Below are 22,244 nucleotides of genomic sequence, written 5' to 3'. Positions count from 1 at the left end.
ACCCGTCATGTTCGAACGCTTGATTCAATTTGCCATCGAGCAGCGCCTGATGGTGCTGCTGGCCGTGCTGTTGATGGCCGGGTTGGGGGTGGCCAGCTATCAGAAGTTGCCGATCGATGCGGTCCCGGACATTACTAACGTCCAGGTGCAGATCAACACCCAGGCGGCGGGCTTTTCGCCACTGGAAACCGAGCAACGTATTACCTTTGCCATCGAGACCGCCATGGCCGGTTTGCCTGGCCTTGAGCAGACCCGTTCGCTATCGCGCTCGGGATTGTCGCAGGTGACAGTGATTTTCGAGGAAGGCACCGACCTGTTCTTTGCCCGGCAACTGGTCAACGAGCGCCTGCAACAGGCCCGCGGACAATTGCCGGACGGTGTGGAATCAGCGATGGGGCCGATTTCCACGGGGCTTGGCGAGATCTTCCTGTGGACGGTGGAAGCCGCCGACGATGCACGCAAAGAAGACGGTACGCCGTACACCCCGACAGACCTGCGGGAAATCCAGGACTGGATCATCAAGCCGCAATTGCGCAATGTTCGCGGTGTTGCAGAAATCAACACCATTGGCGGGTTTGCCAAGGAGTATCAGATTGCCCCTGATCCCAAGCGCCTGGCGTCCTACAAGCTGACCCTGGGCGATCTGCTCACTGCGCTGGAGCGTAACAATGCCAACGTCGGTGCCGGTTACATCGAGCGTCGTGGCGAGCAATTGCTCATCCGCGCGCCGGGGCAACTGGCGGGGATCGACGATATTGCCAATATCGTCCTGGCCAACATCGACGGCACGCCCATCCGTGTGCGCAATGTCGCAGAGGTGGGCATCGGCAAAGAACTGCGCAGCGGTGCAGCGACCGAGAACGGTCGGGAAGTAGTGCTGGGCACGGTGTTCATGCTGATCGGCGAGAACAGCCGCACAGTCTCCCAGGCCGTGGCGCAAAAGCTGGTGGAGATCAACCGCTCGTTGCCGGCCGGGGTCAGTGCGGTGACGGTCTATGACCGTACCAACCTGGTCGACAAGGCCATCGCCACGGTGAAGAAGAACCTGATCGAAGGCGCGATCCTGGTCATCGTGATTCTGTTCCTGTTCCTTGGCAACATTCGCGCCGCGCTGATCACCGCGATGATCATTCCGCTGTCGATGCTGTTTACCTTCACCGGCATGTTCAGCAACAAGGTCAGTGCCAACCTGATGAGCCTGGGGGCGCTGGATTTCGGCATTATCGTCGATGGCGCAGTGGTGATTGTCGAGAACGCGATCCGGCGTCTGGCGCACGCCCAGCAGCACCATGGTCGCTTGCTGACCCGCTCCGAGCGCTTTCACGAAGTCTTCAATGCTGCCCGCGAGGCACGTCGGCCACTGATCTATGGGCAGTTGATCATCATGGTGGTGTACCTGCCGATCTTTGCCCTGAGTGGGGTCGAGGGCAAAATGTTCCACCCGATGGCGTTCACCGTGGTGATTGCCCTGCTCGGTGCCATGCTGCTGTCGGTGACCTTCGTGCCGGCGGCCATTGCCCTGTTTGTCACGGGCAAGGTCAAGGAAGACGAAAACCTGCTGATGCGCAGTGCCAAGCGTGGCTACGCGCCGTTGCTGCAGTGGGTCATGGGGCATCGGCGCTTCGCCTTCAGCCTGGCGGCGGTAATGGTACTGTTGTCGGCAGTACTGGCCAGCCGCATGGGCAGCGAGTTTGTGCCGAGCCTCAGCGAAGGTGATTTCGCCCTGCAGGCGTTGCGCGTTCCCGGCACCAGCCTGAGCCAGTCGGTGGCGATGCAGCAGCAACTGGAACAGAGTGTGTTGAGCCAGGTGCCGGAGGTCGAGCGGGTGTTCGCGCGCACCGGGACTGCCGAGATTGCCTCGGACCCGATGCCACCAAACATTTCCGACAGCTATGTAATGCTCAAACCCCAGGATCAGTGGCCAGATCCGGGCAAGTCGCGCGAGCAGTTGATCGCCGACATTCAACGCGCCAGTGCCCGCGTGCCGGGTAGCAACTATGAGCTGTCGCAACCGATCCAGTTGCGTTTCAACGAGCTGATTTCCGGGGTGCGCAGCGATGTGGCGGTCAAGGTCTTTGGCGATGACATGGACCAGCTCAATCGCACTGCCGCACAGATCGCCGCCACGCTGCAAGCGGTACCCGGTGCCTCCGAGGTCAAAGTCGAACAGACCTCGGGGTTGCCGGTCCTGACCATTGAAGTCGATCGAGACAAGGCGGCTCGCTACGGGCTCAATGTCGGCGATGTGCAGGACACCATCGCCGTGGCGGTGGGCGGCCGTCAGGCGGGAACCCTGTACCAGGGAGACCGTCGATTCGACATGGTGGTGCGCCTGTCCGATAACCTGCGGACCGACATCGACGGCCTGGCGCAGCTGTTGATTCCGGTGCCGGCGGGCAGCGCCGGCAATGGCCAGATCGGCTTTATCACCCTGGCCGATGTTGCCCGCCTGCAACTGGTGCAGGGTCCTAACCAGATCAGCCGGGAAGATGGCAAACGCCTGGTGGTGGTCAGCGCCAACGTGCGCGGCCGTGATATCGGCTCTTTTGTTGACGAGGCGGGCGAGCGCATCACCGGTCAGGTCAGTATTCCGGCCGGCTACTGGACTCGCTGGGGTGGGCAGTTCGAGCAGCTGCAATCGGCCGCTCAACGTCTGCAGGTGGTGGTGCCGGTGGCCTTGCTGTTGGTGTTTGGCCTGCTCTTCATGATGTTCAACAACCTCAAGGACGGTTTGCTGGTATTCACCGGTATTCCCTTCGCCTTGACCGGCGGGGTGGTGGCGCTGTGGCTGCGTGATATTCCGTTGTCGATATCGGCCGGGGTGGGCTTCATTGCCTTGTCCGGGGTCGCGGTGCTCAATGGCCTGGTGATGATCGCCTTTATCCGCGGCTTGCGTGAACAAGGGCGGCCGCTGCGTATCGCCATTGATGAAGGGGCGTTGACCCGTTTGCGGCCGGTGCTGATGACTGCGTTGGTGGCGTCCCTGGGCTTTATCCCGATGGCGCTGGCGACAGGCACCGGTGCCGAGGTACAGCGACCGCTGGCAACCGTGGTGATTGGCGGCATTCTGTCGTCCACCGCGTTGACGCTGTTGGTGCTGCCGGCGCTGTACTACTGGGCGCACCGCAAGGATGAAGCGCAAGGCGTCGGTGAATGACGGAACCTGTGTTTCGGCAATATCCGTTCAGTGTTGTAGTGCCTTTCTTGCAACACTGTAATGTCCGGCTCACCTTGCCGTTAGCTTGTCCTTCTTATGATTGAAGCGTACCGACATTCAATCACGAGGTGAGCAACATGAGCCTGATCAAGTATGTGCTGATGGGCGCGCTGGCCCTGGGTAGCGGTTCCGCGTTGGCCGAAGGTGGCGCGGAGCGTTCAAAGCAGTTCTGGGAGAAATTCCGTCTGAGCCAGGAGCAGCTCCATGGCAAGAAGGATCAGGCGCTGGTCACCGTCGACAAGCCCAAGCGCGATAACGCCCAGCAGCAGGTCGCCAAAGAGTAGCTCCATTCACCTTGGAGGCTCCCCGCCCCTTTGGTAAAGGTGAATTTTCAGGCGCCCAACAGGGCGCCTTTTTTTAACTCCGCAAAATCGTGCGTTCAGCCCTTACTTGCGTGCCACCAGCACCGCGCGACGTGGGGCTGGCAAGCCTTCGACGGTGCGGCTGTGGTCAGCAGGGTCAAGGAAGTCGCTGAGCGACTGATAGCGCATCCACTCCGTGCTGCGCTGTTCCTCGATGCTGGTAACACTGACGTCGACACAGCGTACATCGGTAAATCCGGCACGCCGCAGCCAACGCTCCAGGGCCGGAACCGAGGGCAGGAACCAGACATTGCGCATCTGCGCGTAGCGGTCTTCGGGGACCAGTACCTGATGTTCGTCACCTTCGACCACGAGGGTTTCCAGCACCAGTTCACCGCCTTTTACCAGGCAGTCCTTGAGCGCCAGCAAGTGCTCGATGGGCGAGCGACGGTGGTAGAACACGCCCATGGAAAATACTGTGTCGAAGCCTTCGAGGTTGGCCGGAAGGTCTTCCAGCGCGAACGGCAGGTGCCAGGCTGGCAGTTCCGGCAGGTAGCGCTGCACCGCCTGGAACTGACAGAAGAACAACCAGTTGGGGTCGACACCGATGACGCTGTCGGCACCGGCGCCAAGCATGCGCCATTGGTAGTAGCCGTTACCGCAGCCGACATCCAGCACGCGTTTGCCTTTGAGGTCCAGGTGCGGGGCGACCCGTGACCATTTCCAGTCCGAGCGCCATTCGGTATCGACGTGCACACCGAACAGGTCGAACGGGCCCTTGCGCCACGGCGACAGCCCCATCAAGGCCTGGCGCATGCGGTCACGGGTGTCGGTATCGCAGTCGCAGTCCAGGTTCAGGCCGTTGACCAGGTCAACCTGGCTGGGCACCAGCGCCGGCAAGGCGTCCAACGCGTTTTGCCAGCGTTCCAGGTCGCCGTGGCCTTTCTCCATCTTGGCGTCGAGTTGCGCTTGCAGGCCTTGTGACCATTGCGCCAGGGGGGTGCCCGCCAGGCGGCGGACCAGAGGGGAAAGATCAATCATGGCAGGGCAATCAACGAGGCAAAGTTAAGGCATTGGAACCAGGGCACGACTTTGGAAAAACCGGCCGCCAGCAGGCGTTCGCGGTGTTCTTCGAGGCTGTCGGGCTTCATCACGTTTTCGATGGCGCTACGCTTTTGGGCAATTTCCAGTTCGCTGTAGCCATTGGCACGTTTGAAGGCGACATGCAGGTCGGTGAGCAGGGCATGTTCTTGCAGGTCCTGGAAGCGCAGCTTCTCCGAGAGGATCAGCGCACCGCCGGGCAACAGTGACGCGCGGATACGGGCAAGCAGTTCCAGGCGCTGTTCAGGGGCGATGAACTGCAAGGTGAAGTTCATCGCCACGACAGAGGCAGGCTGGAAGTCCAGGGCGAGAATATCGCCCTCGATGACTTCGACCGGCAGCAACTCCTGGAACATCGAATCCTGGGCATTCAGGTATTGCCGGCAACGCTCGACCATGGCCGCGGAGTTGTCGATCGCGATGACCCGGCAACCGTCGCTGCGCACATGGCGGCGTAGCGCCTGGGTTACGGCGCCCAACGAGCTGCCCAGGTCATACAGGGCGGTATTCGGTTGCGCGAATTGTGCCGCGAGCACACCGAGGTTCTCGACGATGGTCGGGTAGCCCGGTACGGAGCGCTTGATCATGTCCGGGAACACCCGCACCACGTCTTCGTTGAAGGCGAAGTCGGGCACCTGGCCAAGTGGCTGGGCGAATAGGCGGTCAGGTTCTTTGCTCACGGGGGCAATCCAGGCGTTGGGCGGTAAAAGGCGGGCATTTTAGCCAAACTGGCCGCCAGATGCATGGCCTGACTGACCAGCGCGGTCACTTCACCGTAATGTCGCAGTCGAAGGTCTGTACCGGGCGTACTTCCGGCGCCCAGGGTTGCTGGTAAACCAGCAGCAGATGGCCGACGCCAGCGGTCTGGGCCTGGAAGCGCCACACCGATTGACCGGCGCTGCCGACTACACCGGCGTCTTCCGGATGGCTGTACACCTCGGGCCCCAAGCTACGCAGAATACCGGCAGCGGGGTTTTGCAACAGCCAGCGGTAACCGGTGCTGGGGTTGCTGGGGAGGGTCAGGGTGAGGTTCTGGCCGGTATGCAGTTGTACCGGGCAATCGTTCTGCTTATCCAGTTCCACCGTGTGGGGCGGTTGCTGGGCGCAGGCAGTGAGCAAAGCAAGGCTCAGGGGAGCGAGCAGGCGGACGGCAGTCATGGTGGCTCCGGTTGGACGACGAAAGCGCAGCATAACTGAAGATGATTGCGCGGCAAGCCTGCACCTACAGAGGCTGTAGATGCGGCCTGCCGCCGATACTGTTTCAGGGCCTCAGAACAGCACCTTGGCAACATCACTGAAGCGTTTGGCAAAGTGCACGGTCAGGCCTTCCTTGAGGTAATCGGGCAGCTCTGCGAAGTCGCCGCGGTTGGCCTCTGGCAGGATCAGTTCGAAAATTTTCTGGCGCCGCGCCGCAATCACTTTTTCACGCACCCCGCCGATCGGCAGAACCTGTCCGGTCAGGGTCAACTCACCGGTCATGGCCACGCCTTTTTTCGGCGCCTGGTCGCGGGCAAGCGACAGCAGGGCGCTGGCCATGGTGACACCGGCGCTGGGCCCGTCTTTGGGTGTGGCGCCTTCGGGCACGTGCAGGTGGATGAAGGCTTCGTTGAAATAGGCCGGTTCGCCACCGTACTTCTTGAGGTTGGCGCTGACATAGCTGTAGGCAATCTCGGCCGACTCTTTCATCACATCGCCCAACTGGCCGGTAAGCTTGAAGCCGCGGTTGAGGGTATGAATGCGCGTCGCTTCGATCGGCAAGGTGGCACCGCCCATGCTGGTCCAGGCAAGACCGGTGATGACGCCTTTGCCCGACAGTACCTGTTCGCTACGGAATACCGGCATGCCCAGCGAGGCTTCGAGGTCTTTGGGGGTGATCTTGATGGTCGCGTCGGGGTTTTCCAGCAGTTGCATCACGGCTTTGCGCACCAGTTTGCCCAGCTGTTTTTCCAGCTGACGCACCCCTGCCTCGCGGGCATATCCCTCGATCACGGTGCGCAGGGCGCTGTCGGTGATGCTCAGGCTGGTCTTGGCCACGCCGGCCTTCTCGAGTTGTTTGGGCCACAGGTGGCGCTTGGCAATGGCCAGCTTTTCTTCGGTGATGTAGCCGGACAGGCGAATCACTTCCATGCGGTCAAGCAATGGCCCGGGAATCGAGTCCAGGGTGTTGGCGGTACACACGAACAGCACCTTGGACAGATCCAGGCGCAGGTCCAGGTAATGATCGAGGAAGTCGATGTTCTGCTCGGGATCGAGGGTTTCGAGCAACGCCGAGGCCGGGTCGCCCTGGTAGCTCTGGCCCATCTTGTCGATCTCGTCGAGCATGATGACCGGGTTCATCACCTCCACGTCCTTGAGCGCCTGTACCAGTTTGCCAGGCTGGGCGCCGATGTAGGTGCGGCGGTGGCCTTTGATCTCTGCCTCGTCGCGCATGCCGCCGACACTGAAGCGATAGAACGGCCGGCCCAATGATTCAGCGATGGACTTGCCGATGCTGGTCTTGCCGACACCGGGCGGCCCCACCAGCAGGACGATGGAGCCGCTGATTTCACCTTTCCAGGCGCCGATGGCAAGGAACTCGAGGATCCGGTCCTTGATATCGTCGAGCCCGGCATGGTGCTGGTCGAGGACCTTGCGGGCGTGCTTGAGGTTGAGCTTGTCCTTGCCATAGACGCCCCAGGGCAGGGCGGTGGCCCAGTCCAGGTAATTGCGGGTGACGGCGTATTCGGGCGACCCGGTTTCAAGGATCGCCAGCTTGCCCATTTCGTCATCGATGCGCTTTTGCGCAGGGGCAGGCAGGGTCTTGCCCTGCAGGCGCTGTTCGAACTGCTCCAGGTCGGCGCTGCGGTCGTCCTTGGTGAGTCCCAGTTCCTGCTGGATGACCTTGAGCTGTTCCTTGAGGAAGAACTCGCGCTGGTGCTCGCCGATCTGCCGGTTCACTTCGGCGGAAATCTCGTTCTGCAAGTGCGCGACCTCGACTTCCTTGCGCAACATCGGCAGGACTTTCTCCATGCGCTTGAGCATGGGCACGCAGTCGAGCACTTCCTGCAGCTGGTTGCCGGTGGCGGAGGTCAGTGCAGCGGCGAAATCGGTCAGCGGCGAAGGGTCGTTGGGGCTGAAGCGGTTGAGGTAGTTCTTCAGTTCTTCGCTGTACAGCGGATTGAGCGGCAGCAGCTCTTTGATCGCATTGATCAGGGCCATGCCGTAGGCCTTGACCTCGTCGGTAGGCTCGCTCGGCTGGTGGGGGTACTCGACCTCGACCAGATAGGGCGGACGATGGTGCTTGAGCCAGGTACGGATACGCACGCGGGTCAGCCCTTGGGCGACGAACTGCAGTTTGCCGTTTTCGCGGCTGGCGTGGTGAACCTTGACCAGGGTGCCGTACAGCGGCAGGGCCGAGGTGTCGAAATGTCGGTGGTCTTCTGGCGGGGTGTCCATGAAGAACAGGGCCAAGGCGTGGTGCGGGGTCTTGGCGACCAGGTCGAGGGTTTCCGCCCAGGGTTCTTCGTTGACGATCACGGGCAAGACTTGCGCCGGGAAGAACGGACGGTTGTGAATCGGGATTACATAGACTTTGTCCGGCAATTGCTGGCCGGGCAGGGCGAGGTGGTGGCCGGTGTGTCGGGTGGCTTCAGGATGCTCGACTTCGGCGTGGTCCTCGGGATGTTCGGGTAGATCCTGCTGATCGCTCATGGGGCACCTGCGTAAATGGCTATGGTGCTTAGATGGGGACTTAAGCTTCACGCTTCAAGCTACAAGCCGCAAGTGGGGATTGCGAGGCTTGCAGCTTGAAGCGTGAAGCAGGGCGCTAAGGCCTATTCCGCCAGCTTGTAAGCGATGACGTAGTCACCCATTTTGGTGCCCAGCGAGCCGTGACCGCCGGCGGTCACCAGCACGTACTGCTTGCCGTCTTTACCGGTGTAGGTCATCGGCGTGGCCTGGCCACCCGCCGGCAGGCGTGCTTTCCACAGCTCCTTGCCGGTATTGGTGTTGTAGGCCCGCAGGTACTGGTCCAGGGTGCCGCTGAGGAAGCCAAGGCCGCCAGCGGTGACGATGGAGCCGCCCATGCTCGGTACGCCAATCGGCAGGCCGATCGGGATCGGCGAGCTGTCACGGCTGGTACCGTTCTTGTGCTTCCATACCACCTGGTTGGTGGTCAGGTCGATACCGGCGACGTAGCCCCAGGCTGGCGCCTGGCAAGGTACGCCCAGCGGCGACATGAACGGGTGCATGATGACCGCGTACGGTGCGCCGGTGTTTGGCTGCACACCACTGGTCTCGCTCTCGCGCTTGCTGCCGGCCGCCACTTGTTCACGCGGCACCATCTTCGAGACGAAGGCCATGTAGTTAGGCGAGGTGAACAGCAGTTGGCGCACCGGGTCGACCGAGACGCTGCCCCAGTTGAACACGCCAACGTTGCCGGGGTAGACCAGGCTGCCCTGAATCGACGGCGGGGTGTACTGGCCTTCGTAGCGCAGCTCGCGGAACTGGATGCGGCAAAGCATCTGGTCGAACGGGCTGGCACCCCACATGGCTTGTTCGGTCAGGTCCGGGCCAAGCAGGTTGAGGTCCGAACGGGCCTGGGTCGGCGCCGTGTGGTCGCCTTCGACAGCACCTTGCGGGGCCGGAATTTCGCGAATCGGAACGATCGGCGTGCCGTCACGACGGTCCAGTACATACAGGCTGCCCTGTTTGGTCGGGGCGATCAGCGCGGGTTTGACGCCATCGGCGGTCTTCAGGTCTAGCAGGGTAGGCTGGCTGCCGACGTCCATGTCCCACAGGTCGTGGTGGGTGAACTGGTAGTTCCAGCGGACTTTGCCGTTGGCCAGGTCCAGCGCGACGATGCCGGCGCTGAATTTTTCCGCGCCCGGGGTACGGTCGGCGCCCCATTGGTCAGGCGTCTGGTTGCCCAGCGGCAGGAAGACCATGCCGAGTTTTTCGTCGACACTGGCCAGCGACCACATGTTCGCCGAGTTGCGGCTGTAGGTCTTGCCAGGTGCCAGCGGTGCGGTTTCGTCCGGGTTGTTGCTGTCCCAGTTCCACACCAGTCGGCCGTCATGCACATCGTAGGCGCGGATGACACCCGACGGCTCGTTGGTCGATTCGTTGTCGGTGACGTGACCGCCAATGATCACCAGTTCACGGGTGATAGCTGCCGGCGAGGTGGAGTAGTAGCCACCGGCGGTGAACGGGCCGATACCGGTGGTCAGGTCGATCACACCCTGGTTGCCGAAGCCTTCGCAGACCTTGCCGGTGTCGGCGTTCAGGGCGATCAGGCGCGCATCGGCGGTGGGCAGGTACAGGCGGCGCGGGCAGGACAGGGCGACGGCTTTACCGGCGTCGGAGATCTTCGGTGCCGGGCTGCCATCGACGTTGACGTAGCTGTTCTCGTCGTAATACGAGACACCGCGGCACGTCATGTGGGCAAAGCCCTTGAAGCCGACCGGGCTCTTGATCTGCGGGTCGAAACGCCAGATTTCAGCGCCGGTGTCCGGGTCCAGGGCCAGCACTTTGCTGTGCGCGGTGCAGGCATAGAGCATGCCGTTGACCTTGAGCGGAGTGTTCTGGTTGGTCAGTTCCACCGGGTCGTTCTCGGTCGGCAGGTCACCGGTGCGAATACGCCAGGCTTCCTGCAACTTGTGCACGTTGTCCGGGGTGATCTGGCGCAGCGGCGAATAGCGGTCACCAAACTCGGTGCGGCCATACGCCTGCCATTCGCCATCGGGCATCTGCGGGGCGGTGCTGGCCAAGCCGGTGCTGTCGCGCCCCAGCTTGCCCTTGATCTCACCCGGATGCGTGAACTGGCTGGCAACTGCAGTGGCGCCCGAGAGCACCACGGCCAGGCTCAGCAGGGCCGGGTTGATCTTGGTGGGGTTGCCCACCAGCGGGCGACGTGCCCATGGCAGCAGCAATACCACACCCAAGGCGAACCACAGGGCCAGGCGTGGCACCAGTTGCCACCAGTCCAGGCCGACTTCCCACAGTGCCCACAAGGTGCTGCCCAGCAGCACCAGGCCGTACAGGCCCAGAGCGGTGCGCTGTAGTGCCAGCAAGAGAATGCCCGACAGGGCAAAGCCAATACCGGCGATCAGGTAATACAGCGATCCGCCAAGCTGGCTCAGCTTGATGCCGCCCGCCAGCAGGGCCAGGCCCATCAGTAGCAGCAGCACGCCCATCAGGCGCGGCAGCCAGCGGGTTCTACTCAAGGCACCATCAGTGCTCATCGTGTGTTCTCCGTTAGGTCAAAAGGGTGGTTAAAAACTGCTCTGAATCTTGAGCCCGCCGATCAATGCGTCATCGACCTGGTGCACGCCACCGGGGTGGCGGATGTACTGCAGGTTCGGGCGCACGGTCAGCCAGTCGGCCAGGTGAATGCCGTAGTACAGCTCGGCGCTGTACTCGGTGTCCTGGATCGGACGGAACAGGGGATCGTTGTAGTCGCTGACGCCATTGGCTTCATTGAGTGCCTTGGCGTTCTTGCGGTAGGCCGGGTTGACGTGCACGCGGGCGAGGGCGAAGCCGATGTCGTCCTTGGCGCGGGCATCGAAGGGCCCCTTGTACACAACACCTGCCTGAACATAGTTGTCGATGGCATTGGTCTTCTTGTCGTGCAGGGTGGCGTTGGCGAAGACGCTCAGGCCACGGGAGTGGTCGGAAGCTATCGACGTCACCTGCTGCTGGGCGCCGAGCCAGAAGCCGTGTTTGCTCGAACTGCTGCGGTATGCCTGGCCACTCAGCGCTGCCGGTTGGTCGTTGCTGTCTTTGTAGACATCGGTTGCCTTGGCATTACTGTAGTAGTAACCGGCGCGATATTCCCCTTTCAGGCCATTGAGCGCTGGCGCCCACACCAGTTCGATCGGCATCACTGCGCCCTGGGTGCCGCTGCCGCTGAGCTTGAAGCCGTTGCCACGGTCGAGGTTCGAGGGGTTTTGCTCGTAGGCGCCGATCTGCGCGTAGAGCGCGGGGGTGAGGTTGTATTTGACCCGTAGCGCCCACTGGCTGACCGGCCAGTTGTACCAGATGTCACCGGCCCAGTTGCCGACCTGCGAGCCGCAGAACGCCAGGTTCTGGAAGTCGCAGGGGAAGCTGTTGAAGTCTTCGCCCTGGCCGAAGCGGCCAAATTTCACGTCCAGTGCACCATCGAAGTATTTCTGCTTGATCCACATCTGGGTCAGGCGCCAGGTCTGGCCGCGGCCCCAGACTTCCTGGGCGGAGGTGAAACCGCCCACGCGCGGGTCGTTGATGCGGTCGTTGCTGATGTTGTCGCCATGGCGCTGGGTGACGCTCAGCTGGAACTCGGTGTCGTCCCAGCCAAGGATCTTCTGCAGGTCCAGGTGGGTGCCGAGGGCGAACTGGCCGCTGTAACGCGCGGTTTGGTCGTCGTCGTAGCCGCCGTGCAAATTGGCGCCCATTTCGCCGGTGTAACCGAGGGTGAAGTCGTAGCCGCGTTCAGCCAGCTCCGTGCGGGTGCCGCCCCAATCGCCGAGCATCCATGGCGAGTCGCTGGCGAACATCGCATCAGCCTGGGCACCGGGGGCAAGGCTGGCGATGGCCAGACCCGAAAGCAGTGTCCGGGTGGCAGGGGAAAGGCGGAAACGATGAATCTGAGGCATGAGATAGCGCTATCTTTTGATTGTTGAGTAAACGGCAAGGGCGCCGGGTCCTGGGGATCTTCGGCGATAAGGCTGTCAGGGAGGGCTGACTGAAGCGGTTCAGCTTGCGGCGGAGAGGATATAGCTGAATTTGTAAGAAAAAAAGTCAATTCCACAAGAGGGATCGTTGCCGGATTGGTAATAGTCCGGGTGGGAGCGTGCTCCCACACAGTCCGTTGGCTCAGAAGGATGTACGCAGGCCTACCTCGATACTGCGTCCCGGCGCCGGTGCAATGTCACGCAGGATGGAACTGGCATAACGCACGGTCTGGTCCGTGAGGTTCTCGCCGCGCACAAACGCCAGCCACTCACTTTGACCGATATCGAACCGGTAACCGACACTGGCGCCGAGGGTGGTATAGCCATCGGTGCTGGTTTCATTGTCCGGCTTGCGATGCTGGGCGCTGGCATGCTGAACATCGACACGCGCCTGCCAGCGTTCGAGTTCCCACAGCAGGCCACTGTTCAATCGCAGGGGCGCGATGCGTGGCAAGTCCTCACCGCTGTCCAGATTTTTGGCCCGTGTGTAGTCGCCCGACAACTCCAGGGCAAAACTCCCCAACCGGTTTTGCGTCAACTGCCAGCGGTCCTGAGCCTCGATACCGTAGAAGCGCGCACGCACACCCTTGTACAGATACTCGGGTACCTCACCGCCGTGGTCATGATCGTGGTCGTGATCTTCGTCACCGTGATCATGTTCGTGCCCTTCACGCATCTCGCCACTGGCCAACAGGCCGATGTAGTTGCGGAAATGGCTGTAGAACACGCCGACACTGCCTTTGTGAACACCGTTGTCGAAGCGCAGTGCCAGGTCGCTGGAAATGGCTTTTTCCTTGCCCAGGTCCGGATCGCCGACTTCATACGTACCGGTGGCGACGTGGGCACCGTTGGCATACAACTCGTAGAAGGTCGGCGCCCGTTCGGTGTAACCCAGGGTCGCCGCCAGCGACCAGACTGGCGTCAGCTCATACACCGCGCCGGACGACAGGCTGGCAGCGGTGAAGCTGCTGGCGCTGTCGGCGTGGGCAAAGCGCTCGCTGCCCAGGCTGTCAGGGTCGACCCGGGTGTATTCCAGGCGCCCGCCCAGGCTCAGATTCAGGCGTTCAGTGGCTTGCCACTGTTCGAGCATGAACAGCGCCAGGCTGTCGGTATCGGTCTGCGGGACGAACGCCTCTTCGCCCAATGCTGAAAACTCACTGCGCGTGACTTGGGCACCAATCACACCCTCGACCGGCCCGAAGGGTTGATGCCGGGCTTCAACCCGAGCCTCGTAGCCCTTGTTCTTGAACGTGGTGTGTACCTCGCCACCTTCCAGTTCGCGGTGCTGGTAGTCGGTGTAGCCGACATCAAATTTCAGCGCACTGAACGGGCCGTCCAGATCGCGCAGTTCCGAGGCGAAGGCATAGTGATCCTGTTGCATGTCCAGGCGCACACCGGGCTCTGCGACCGAACCGTAGTTGGCGTCGTAACGGCTATAGGACAGCCCCGCGTAGCCGTGATCCCAGTGATAGGCACCGCCCAGTGCGCCACCGTCCTGGCGGCCGTCGCTGTTCTCCAGATGGTGGCGCGAGCCCGGTTCGTCAGCGTTGCGCACGTTGCCACTGCGGGCGTAACCGGGAATGCGCAGGTCGTTGAACTGGCGGCTGTTGGCATCCAGGTGCAAGGCAAAGCGACCATCGCCCGCTTCGAGTTTGCCCGCACTGCTGCGGGTGGTGTCGGCGCCTCCGTAACGCAGTTCGCCTGCGCCGTGGATACCCTCGATTGGGGCGGTCGGGATACGGTTGTCAAAGCTGTTGACCACGCCACCGATGGCATTGCCACCGTAGAGCAGGGCGGCCGGGCCGCGGACGATCTCGATGCGCTCCACGGTCGCCGGGTCCAGGGGCACTGCGTGGTCATAGGACAGGGAGGAAGCATCCAGGGCGCCGACGCCATTGCGCAGGATGCGGATGCGGTCGCCATCCAGGCCCCTGATCACCGGGCGGCTGGCGCCGGGACCGAACCAGGTTGAGGCAACGCCTGGCTGGTTGTTCAGGGTTTGCCCGAGGCTGCCTTTTTGTTGCAGGGCAAGGGCGTCGCCTTCGAGTACGGTGGTCGGTGCGGCCAGTTGGCTGTTGCCCAGTGGATTGGCGGTGATGACTTGAGGTTCAAGCTCCACCGCCTGGCCTAGCGGTGAAGTGAAATACAGTGCGGCGGCGAGCGGGGAGAGTCGAAGAGGGAAGTGACGCATGAGCAACGAGGATCCTTGGCAGCGTTATAGTATTGATACAATATAACATTACCAATTCGATTTAAACGCCCTTGCGCTGACCAGAGCCTTTGCGCGCACTAGACTGTCAGTTGAAAGCGCCCTGAAAGTTGAAATGTCTGAAGACTTGCAACCCGACCCTGGGCTAAGGTGCGCACCTTTGATTCGCTGGAGCACAGGCATGACCACCGCCAACCCCAATCCGCTGCATGGCGTGACCCTGGAGCAGATCCTCACCGCCCTGGTGGCGCACTACCAATGGGAAGGGCTGGCCGAGCGCATCGACATCCGCTGTTTCAAAGCTGACCCCAGTATCAAGTCCAGCCTGACCTTTTTGCGCCGCACGCCCTGGGCGCGGGAGAAAGTCGAGCGTTTGTACCTGAAACTGCAGCGCGGTCGCTAAGCCCATGGCCCGGCGCGAGGTCGTGATCGGCCTGGCGGCCTGTCTGGGCTGGAGCGCGCTGGCCATCCAGATGCTGCTGGTATTTTTCGCGCGTTGGCAGGAGCAGGCCAGCCTGATCGGCGGCCTGATCAATTTCTTCAGCTACTTCACGGTGTTGACTAATACCCTGGTGGCGGTGGTGCTCAGCCAGGCGGCTTTCGGCAGGGCGTCTGCAGCGCGGCGCTTTTTCCTCGCCCCGGCCGTCAGTTCGGGGATCGCTGCCAGCATCATTCTGGTTGGCCTGGCCTACAGCCTGTTGTTACGTCACCTGTGGCATCCGCAAGGCTGGCAGTGGCTGGCCGATGAGTTGCTGCATGATGTGATGCCGCTACTGTTCGTTGCCTATTGGTGGTGCTGCGTGGAAAAAGGCAACTTGCGGTTCAAGCACGTGGCGCTGTGGTTGCTGTATCCGCTGGGGTATTTTGCCTTTGCGTTGCTGCGCGGGCATTCGATCGGGGTCTATCCCTATCCGTTCATCGACGTGAGCAAACTGGGGTATGCGCAGGTAGTTCTCAACGCCCTGGCGATCCTGATCGGCTTCATTGTCATCGGTGGGGTGATGCTGGCGCTGGACCATTGGCAGGGCGGGCGCCTGGCCAAGGCCAGGACGCAACCCTGAAATGCTGGATCACTCGTCGTCGTGCGGGTCGAGGCGCCAGTAGGCGGCGGCCTTGATCAAGTCTTCGTTGACGCCTTTTTCATCGATCAACAGGCGTTTGGTCTTACGCGTCAGGGCTTTTTCCAGGGCGACCCAGGCGTACAGCTGACCTTCAGGCAACGTCAGGTCTTTCACCACCGCCAGCAGATCCTGCTGATGACGCGGCACCCAGATCACTTCCAGTTGCGCCTGAGTGGCCAGGGGTTGTTGCTCCTGGGCATCTTCGATCTCGATGACTGCCAGCACCTTGCGTGTGGCCGGTAGCTCTTCCAGGCGCCGGGCGATGGCCGGGATCGCCGTCTCATCACCGACCAGCAGGTAGCTGTCGAAGATATCCGGCACCACCATCGAGCTACGCGGGCCGGCTATGTTGAGGAACTGTCCGGTTTGCGCCTGAGCGGCCCAGGTCGAAGCAGGGCCATCACCGTGCAAGACGAAGTCGATGTCCAGCTCACCGGCCGCCAGGTCTACCCGGCGTGGGGTGTATTCGCGCATGGTCGGGCGTACGCCCTCGTTGCCCATTTCAAAGCCGTCCAGTGCGGCCTGCTCTTCAGGCGAGCAGGCGAACAGCAGTTTGATGTGGTCGTCGCTGCCGATGCTGATGAAGCCCTCGAGCTGCTCACCGCCGAGGGTGATGCGGCGCATGCGCGGGGTCAGGTCGGTAACGCGCAGCACTTGCAGGCGGCGGCGTTTGATCTCGTGGCTGACGCGGTGAATCGAGGCGTTGTCGTTGACACTCATTCGGCATGCTCCGTGGGGGTTGCTGTGGGGCCGGCGACGATGGCTTTGGCGGTGTTGTTGATCAGGGTACGGACGCGCTCGATCTCCTGCGGGTTCCAGCGACCGCTGTGCATTTGCAAGGCATGGCGCAGGTTGTGGATCGCTTCGTGGATTTCTTGCGGGCGGTCGTGCCCGACCAGCGAGCGCTTGCTCACTTCAATGCGCATGCGCACGCCATCCAGGGCGACGGCCTGTTCGGCCAGCGACTCAAGGCCGGCCGGGGTGACGCTATAGCGCTTCTTGCTGCCATGGGGCTGGCTGACGATCAGGTCGCTCTCTTCAAGGAAGGTCAACGTCGGATAAATCACGCCTGGACTTGGGCTGTAGTGGCCGCCGAACAGGCTTTCGATCTGGCGGATCAGGTCGTAGCCATGGCACGGCTGCTCGGCGAGCATCGACAACAACAGCAGTTTCAGGTCGCCGGGGGCAAAGACCCGTGGGCCGCGGTCGCCGCGTTCGCGGTTATGGCGGCGCTCGAAACCGTCATGGCGTTCGCCAGGGTCACGGTGAGGGTGGTGGGGGTGATGTTCACGCATGGAGGTCTCCCGTTGCGTTAGATGTATCTTCAGATACTACTCAAGATATATCTTAAAGCAAGCATGAGCGTGAGAATTATTCTCATGAAACGGGAGGAGGTGATGAATGGTCGCAGCGGGAAGGCAGGCTCAGACGTCGGATATCCGCCTGAACCTGCCTGCTGAAAGGGCTACTTTTGCGCCACTTGCGGTGCCTTGCACAGGGTATGGGTGCCTGGTTGCAGATACGGCGTGAGGATCGGTGCCATACCCTTGAGCACTTGCACCGGCAAGGCCGAGGTGAACTTGAAGGCTTCGGCGGCGCGTCCCGGCACGAAGGCGGTGAGGGTGCCGAAGTGGTTGTCGCCCAGGAAGAACACGAAGGTTGCAGTCCGGTTCAGCGCCCGCGACCCGATCAACCGGCCACCGGCACCAAAACTTTCAATGCGGTTGTCGCCGGTACCGGTCTTGCCGCCCATGACCATCGGGGTGCCGTCGTTGAGTTTGAAACTGCCGGACACGCGCCGCGCCGTCCCGGCATCGACCACTTGCGAAAGTGCACCACGCAGCGCCCGTGCAACTTCCACCGACAATACCCGCTGGCCCAGGTCGGGGTCTCCCGCCAGGCGCGTTTCATAAGGCGTGTCGGCGGCAAAGTGCAGGGTGTCGATACGCAAGACCGGCAGGCGAATACCGTCGTTCTGAATGATGCCGATCAATTCGGCCAGGGCCGCCGGGCGATCGCCCGAGCTGCCGATAGCGGTGGCCAGTGAGGGCACCAGGTGATCGAACGGATAACCGACGCGCTTCCAGCGCCGGTGGATATCCAGGAAGGCTTCGATTTCCACCAGGGTGCGGATGCGACTGTCGCGGGCGCCTTTGTGCCGGCTCTTGAACAGCCAGCTGTAGACCTCCTGGCGTTCGAACTCGCTGGCCTGGGTTGCGTCCTGGAAACTGGCTGTGGGGTTTTTCAGCAGATAACCCAGCAGCCACAGGTCCAGCGGGTGGACCTTGGCGATATAACCCTGATCGGGCAAGTCGTAGTTGCCCGGACCGTAGGCAAAGTACATGTCATCCAGGCGCTTGTCGGTCACGGCGTCCTGTTTGGTCGGGGCACGCTTGGTTTCCTGCAGCTCCTTTTTCATGTGGGCGCGAACGAAGGCATTGAAGGTGGCCTGATCGGCTTCGGGAAACAGGTAGCGGTGTACGGCCGCCAGTCGCATCGGTGTGACGCGCAAGCCATCAAGGAACGTATCCAGGCGTTCTTGCGACGATTTGCGCTGGTATTTTTTCCAGAACCTGCGCAGGTAGTCGGTGCCTTCCTTGTCGGCAAAGCGTGCCAGGTATTCCTGGCGACGTGGCTCGGCATCGTCCTTGAGCAGGCTGGCGCTGTTGCCCGGCGCCTGATAGGTGCTGTAACGCACCAGGTCGCGCATCAGGCGGATAAAGGGCAGGTTGATCGACTCGCGCAAGGCGTCCTTGAGGGTCGGGATACGGTTGTTGTCTTCTTTGCGGAAGTTGTTGAACACATGCATGCCGCCGCCGGTGAAGAAGGCTTCGCCGGGGCTGGCCGAATACTTGCGATTGAGCGCGGCATCGAGCATTGCGGTGATGTTGCGATCCTTGTTCTGGATCAGGTAGTCGATTGACCAGCGGGTGATGAAGTCGAGCTCGGCAACCGGGACCTTCTTGAGGTCGGCGGCCGGAGTATCGGCGTATTTGTCATGCAGCTCGGCAATGATCTCCAGGTAACTGGTCAGCACCCGCAATTTGGCGGTGGAGCCCAGTTCCAGCTTGCTGCCTTCGTTGATGTCGAACGGCTGGTCGGTGCTGTCGGTTTGTACCCTTACCCGTGAGCCGTTGGCGGTGCGTTCCAGCAAGGTGAAGCTGTAGCGCACCTGGGTAGTGCTGGTCGGCGTCAGCAGGCGTTCACCGAACAACCCGAGTTTTTCCGCAATCGCCGGGTCGGCGAGGTCCTTGAGGTACTGGCTGACCTGGCCCTGCAGGTCGGACTGCAAGGTGCTGGTGGCCGACAGGTCCAGGCGGTCGAGGTCATACAGCGGTCGTGCCAGGGCCAGGGACAAGCGGCTGCGGGCAACGCTGATGCCCTTGTTGGTGACGATCGGCTGGATCGTCGGCTGGGCCACCCAGTCGCGGAAGGTCGCTTTGCTGGCCAGGGCCGCATCGGCCAGCGGCTGGTCGACGATGTTGCTGGCGGCCAGGACGCGTATGTGGCTGTCGGTCAGGTCGGCCAGCTCGTTGCGTCCTTTTGACAGAAAATGCGAAGGGCGGCGCTGGGCGATCATCAACGACAGCACCTGACGCAACGCCAATCCGCGAGCCGCCATGCTTTGCGGGTCGGTGGCGGTCGACGCCAGGGCCTGGTTGACTTGCGCAAAGTCGGCGCCGTACCAGACCCGCAAACCTTCGGCCATGCCGTGAACCTCGCCGTGCCCGGGTACGGCCGAGAGCGGCACGCTGTTGAGGTAGTCACGCACAATGCGCTGGCGTGCTTCCAGGGTGTTTGGCCCACCTTGATAGGCGCGCACGCTGGCGGAAATCATCTGGCGGATCTTCTCGCCGCCGGAAACCGTCAGGCCATCCGGCGAGTGGCGGTACTTTTCCAGCTGGGTGGCCAGGGTACTGCCGCCGGCAGACTGGCCGGGCAGGGCCAGGTATTTGGCCACCTGGCTGTAGGCTGCCTTGGCAAAGCGCGGCCAGTCCACCGCCGGGTTGGCATTGGGGTCGTTGGGGTCGAGCAGGTCGCGGTTCTCGATGAACAGCAGGCTGTTGACGATGACCGGCGGGATCGAATCGAAATCCGGGTAGAGGAACTGCGGGTAGTGGTACTGGTAGAGCACATCGCCCTTACAGTCGGTGATCGACAGCCCCGCCTGGATTTTCTCTTTGTACGGCACAAAGAAGCCGCGCTCGGTGTAGGTCATCAAGGCCGGGGAGAAATGCACCTGTTCACTGACCACGTAATCGCGCTTGAGCAGGCGTGGCAAAAACTCACCCAGGGCGCTGTAGCCCAGGCGCTTGTCGAAGGGGCCGTCGCCCGGGTAAAGGATGGCGTCGCTGGGCCCGGGCTGTAGCGAGTAGGTGAGTGTCGAGGCGTATTGGCTGAGCTCGCGCGATTGCAGGCGCGAGGTATGCATTTCGTTGGCGATGGCAATTCCCAGCGCGATCAGGGCGAGCAGCAGCACCAGCCAGACCAGCCGCCACCACAGATGACGCTGGCGGGGGCTTTTCGGCAAGGGTGATTCTTCAAGGGATTCAGGGGGAGCTTCCTTACTCGTTGGTTCCGATTGCCACAATGCGCCCATATTTATCAGCCCGGCTTCGTATTTTCGTCTTGCTTGTCTGAAGCTTAGACGGTGAGCGGATGTGGTGAAAAATTTGTAGGCGTTGTAAGGCACTTCCTAAAAAACCGAGAGATTGTGCGCCTTTGGTTGAGGTTGTAATGCCCTGTTTTGGTGCTATGTTAGCCGCCCTGTAAGTAGGAGTGGAGAAATCACGGGGAATGCCCCTCCGTGAATAGGGTTTTTGCCGAGACTTCTCGCCAAATATCCTGCTCTTTATAGTGAAATGCCCTGCAGAGGGCTTCCTATACTGCTCGCCCCTTTCGCTTTGCCGGCATGTTGCGTGCCGGCAGACGGGACCGCTCACGAGGTGGCTCCCGGCAAGGCAGCGTATTCAGCCTATCGGCGGTACCAGGCCTGCACGAACGGTCTATATCCAATAACAAAATGAGGTTGTATTTCTATGCCAGTCGGCAACCATCCTTCTCATGGTGAGAACGCCCAGGGCGGTCCACTCAAACGAGAACTCGGCGAGCGACATATTCGCCTGATGGCGCTGGGCGCCTGTATCGGTGTCGGCCTGTTCCTGGGCTCGGCCAAAGCCATTGAAATGGCCGGTCCGGCAATCATGCTGTCCTACATCATCGGTGGCCTGGCAATCCTGGTGATCATGCGCGCGCTCGGCGAAATGGCCGTGCACAACCCGGTCGCAGGTTCCTTCAGTCGCTATGCCCAGGACTACCTCGGCCCGTTGGCAGGCTTTCTCACCGGCTGGAACTACTGGTTCCTGTGGCTGGTGACCTGTGTGGCGGAAATCACCGCGGTGGCCATCTACATGGGCATCTGGTTCCCCGAGGTACCCCGCTGGATCTGGGCCCTGGCCGCCCTGGGCAGCATGGGCGCGATCAACCTGATCGCGGTCAAGGCCTTTGGTGAGTTCGAGTTCTGGTTTGCCCTGATCAAGGTTGTCACCATCATCGCCATGGTACTGGGCGGCATCGGCATCATTGCCTTCGGCTTTGGTAACGACGGTGTAGCGATGGGCATTTCCAACCTCTGGAGCAACGGTGGCTTCATGCCCAACGGCGTCACCGGTGTGCTGATGTCGTTGCAAATGGTGATGTTCGCCTACCTGGGTGTAGAAATGATCGGCCTCACCGCCGGTGAGGCCCGCAACCCGCAAAAGACCATTCCCCAGGCCATCGGCTCGGTGTTCTGGCGCATCCTGCTGTTCTACGTGGGCGCGCTGTTCGTGATCCTGTCGATCTACCCATGGAATGAAATCGGCAGCCAGGGCAGCCCGTTCGTGATGACCTTCGAGCGCCTGGGTATCAAGACCGCGGCTGGCATCATCAACTTCGTGGTGATCACCGCGGCGCTGTCGTCGTGCAACGGCGGTATCTTCAGTACCGGGCGCATGCTCTACAGCCTGGCGCAGAACGGCCAGGCACCCGCGGTCTTCGCCCGCACCTCGAAAGGTGGTGTGCCGCGCAATGCCCTGTTGTTGTCGATCGCGGCGCTGTTGCTGGGTGTGCTGGCCAACTACCTGGTGCCGGGTAAAGTCTTCGTCTGGGTGACAGCCATCGCCACGTTCGGCGCGATCTGGACCTGGGTAATGATTCTGCTGGCACAGCTCAAGTTCCGCGCCGGTCTTTCCAACGCCGAGCGCGATGCGCTCAAGTACCGCATGTGGTTGTGGCCGCTGAGCTCCTACCTGGCGCTGGCGTTCCTGATCCTGGTGGTCGGCTTGATGGCCTACTTCGAGGAAACCCGCGTGGCGCTGTATGTCGGCCCGGCATTCCTGGTCATGCTGACGGTGCTGTACTTCGTGTTCAAGCTGTCGCCCAAGGCTGACGACGTTCAGCTGGCGCGCGCGGCATCCTGATCTGAACGCACCTCGCAAATGAGTGGGGGGGCGCACCCCAGGGGCCCCCAAAGAAAAAATCCCCCACCCGAGCGCCGCCACCCCGCCCCCCACCCCGAGGATCGGCCCACACGCCCCACCCACGAGACACCAACACCAGCCCCCC

Annotated in this window: 15 protein-coding genes; 5 read left to right on the top strand and 10 right to left on the bottom strand. The window is 61.8% G+C overall.

Translation table 11 applies throughout. From position 1 onward, the window contains the following. Positions 1 to 7 precede the first annotated feature (7 nt). Both I5S59_RS14500 and I5S59_RS14495 read left to right on the top strand, forming a co-directional pair. Complete coding sequence (locus I5S59_RS14500) at positions 8 to 3,157, top strand: CusA/CzcA family heavy metal efflux RND transporter (RefSeq protein WP_197877240.1); 3,150 nt, start codon at positions 8 to 10, stop codon at positions 3,155 to 3,157. A 137-nt stretch (positions 3,158 to 3,294) separates the two neighbouring features. After that, positions 3,295 to 3,501 (top strand): hypothetical protein, encoded by a 207-nt coding sequence (locus tag I5S59_RS14495; protein ID WP_197877239.1) that lies wholly within the window; start codon positions 3,295 to 3,297, stop codon positions 3,499 to 3,501. Positions 3,502 to 3,603: 102 nt separating this feature from the next. Here I5S59_RS14495 and cmoB read toward each other — a convergent pair whose 3' ends face one another. The 7 genes from cmoB to I5S59_RS14460 all read right to left on the bottom strand — a co-directional run bounded on the left by cmoB (position 3,604) and on the right by I5S59_RS14460 (position 14,499). Then, a complete protein-coding gene (gene cmoB, locus I5S59_RS14490; protein WP_197877238.1) occupies positions 3,604 to 4,560 on the bottom strand; it encodes a tRNA 5-methoxyuridine(34)/uridine 5-oxyacetic acid(34) synthase CmoB in 957 nt (318 codons plus the stop codon). Beyond that, positions 4,557 to 5,300, bottom strand: coding sequence for a carboxy-S-adenosyl-L-methionine synthase CmoA (cmoA, locus tag I5S59_RS14485; protein ID WP_197877237.1), 744 nt, complete (start codon positions 5,298 to 5,300; stop codon positions 4,557 to 4,559). The genes cmoB and cmoA overlap by 4 nt, the downstream gene beginning before the upstream one ends. An 85-nt stretch (positions 5,301 to 5,385) precedes the next feature. Then, positions 5,386 to 5,778 carry a protease inhibitor I42 family protein gene (locus tag I5S59_RS14480; RefSeq protein ID WP_197877236.1) on the bottom strand — a complete coding sequence of 131 codons (393 nt, stop codon included), beginning with the start codon at positions 5,776 to 5,778 and terminating at the stop codon, positions 5,386 to 5,388. A gap of 111 nt (positions 5,779 to 5,889) precedes the next feature. After that, on the bottom strand, positions 5,890 to 8,310 hold the full coding sequence (gene lon, locus I5S59_RS14475; RefSeq protein WP_197877235.1) for an endopeptidase La: 2,421 nt from the start codon (positions 8,308 to 8,310) through the stop codon (positions 5,890 to 5,892). Between the two features lie 122 nt (positions 8,311 to 8,432). Further along, positions 8,433 to 10,841, bottom strand: coding sequence for a glucose/quinate/shikimate family membrane-bound PQQ-dependent dehydrogenase (locus tag I5S59_RS14470; protein ID WP_197877234.1), 2,409 nt, complete (start codon positions 10,839 to 10,841; stop codon positions 8,433 to 8,435). 30 nt (positions 10,842 to 10,871) lie between these two features. Next, positions 10,872 to 12,230: a carbohydrate porin gene (locus I5S59_RS14465; protein WP_197877233.1), complete on the bottom strand. Its 1,359-nt coding sequence runs from the start codon at positions 12,228 to 12,230 to the stop codon at positions 10,872 to 10,874. 220 nt (positions 12,231 to 12,450) lie between these two features. Next, positions 12,451 to 14,499 carry a TonB-dependent receptor gene (locus I5S59_RS14460; protein ID WP_197877232.1) on the bottom strand — a complete coding sequence of 683 codons (2,049 nt, stop codon included), beginning with the start codon at positions 14,497 to 14,499 and terminating at the stop codon, positions 12,451 to 12,453. A 199-nt stretch (positions 14,500 to 14,698) separates the two neighbouring features. Between I5S59_RS14460 and I5S59_RS14455 the strand changes: the two genes are divergently transcribed. Beyond that, a complete protein-coding gene (locus I5S59_RS14455) occupies positions 14,699 to 14,920 on the top strand; it encodes a VF530 family DNA-binding protein (RefSeq protein WP_128324066.1) in 222 nt (73 codons plus the stop codon). A 4-nt stretch (positions 14,921 to 14,924) separates the two neighbouring features. Further along, positions 14,925 to 15,578 carry a Pr6Pr family membrane protein gene (locus I5S59_RS14450; protein WP_197877231.1) on the top strand — a complete coding sequence of 218 codons (654 nt, stop codon included), beginning with the start codon at positions 14,925 to 14,927 and terminating at the stop codon, positions 15,576 to 15,578. 9 nt (positions 15,579 to 15,587) lie between these two features. On the opposite strand, the gene I5S59_RS14445 is transcribed toward I5S59_RS14450, so the two are convergent. The 3 genes from I5S59_RS14445 to I5S59_RS14435 all read right to left on the bottom strand — a co-directional run bounded on the left by I5S59_RS14445 (position 15,588) and on the right by I5S59_RS14435 (position 20,238). Further along, the gene (locus tag I5S59_RS14445; protein ID WP_197877230.1) at positions 15,588 to 16,358 is read right to left on the bottom strand and encodes a siderophore-interacting protein; all 771 of its coding nucleotides are present in this window, start codon (positions 16,356 to 16,358) and stop codon (positions 15,588 to 15,590) included. Next, positions 16,355 to 16,933 carry a PadR family transcriptional regulator gene (locus I5S59_RS14440; protein ID WP_197877229.1) on the bottom strand — a complete coding sequence of 193 codons (579 nt, stop codon included), beginning with the start codon at positions 16,931 to 16,933 and terminating at the stop codon, positions 16,355 to 16,357. Before I5S59_RS14440 ends, I5S59_RS14445 begins: the two co-directional genes overlap by 4 nt. A gap of 170 nt (positions 16,934 to 17,103) precedes the next feature. Further along, positions 17,104 to 20,238 carry a biosynthetic peptidoglycan transglycosylase gene (locus I5S59_RS14435; protein WP_197877228.1) on the bottom strand — a complete coding sequence of 1,045 codons (3,135 nt, stop codon included), beginning with the start codon at positions 20,236 to 20,238 and terminating at the stop codon, positions 17,104 to 17,106. A 439-nt stretch (positions 20,239 to 20,677) separates the two neighbouring features. On the opposite strand from I5S59_RS14435, the gene I5S59_RS14430 reads away from it, so the two are divergent. Beyond that, positions 20,678 to 22,099: an amino acid permease gene (locus tag I5S59_RS14430; protein WP_197877227.1), complete on the top strand. Its 1,422-nt coding sequence runs from the start codon at positions 20,678 to 20,680 to the stop codon at positions 22,097 to 22,099. Positions 22,100 to 22,244: the final 145 nt, after the last annotated feature.

The organism is Pseudomonas alkylphenolica, assembly GCF_016009175.1.
Classification (GTDB): Bacteria; Pseudomonadota; Gammaproteobacteria; order Pseudomonadales; family Pseudomonadaceae; genus Aquipseudomonas; species Aquipseudomonas alkylphenolica_B.
This window is presented reverse-complemented; position numbering and strand designations above follow the sequence as displayed.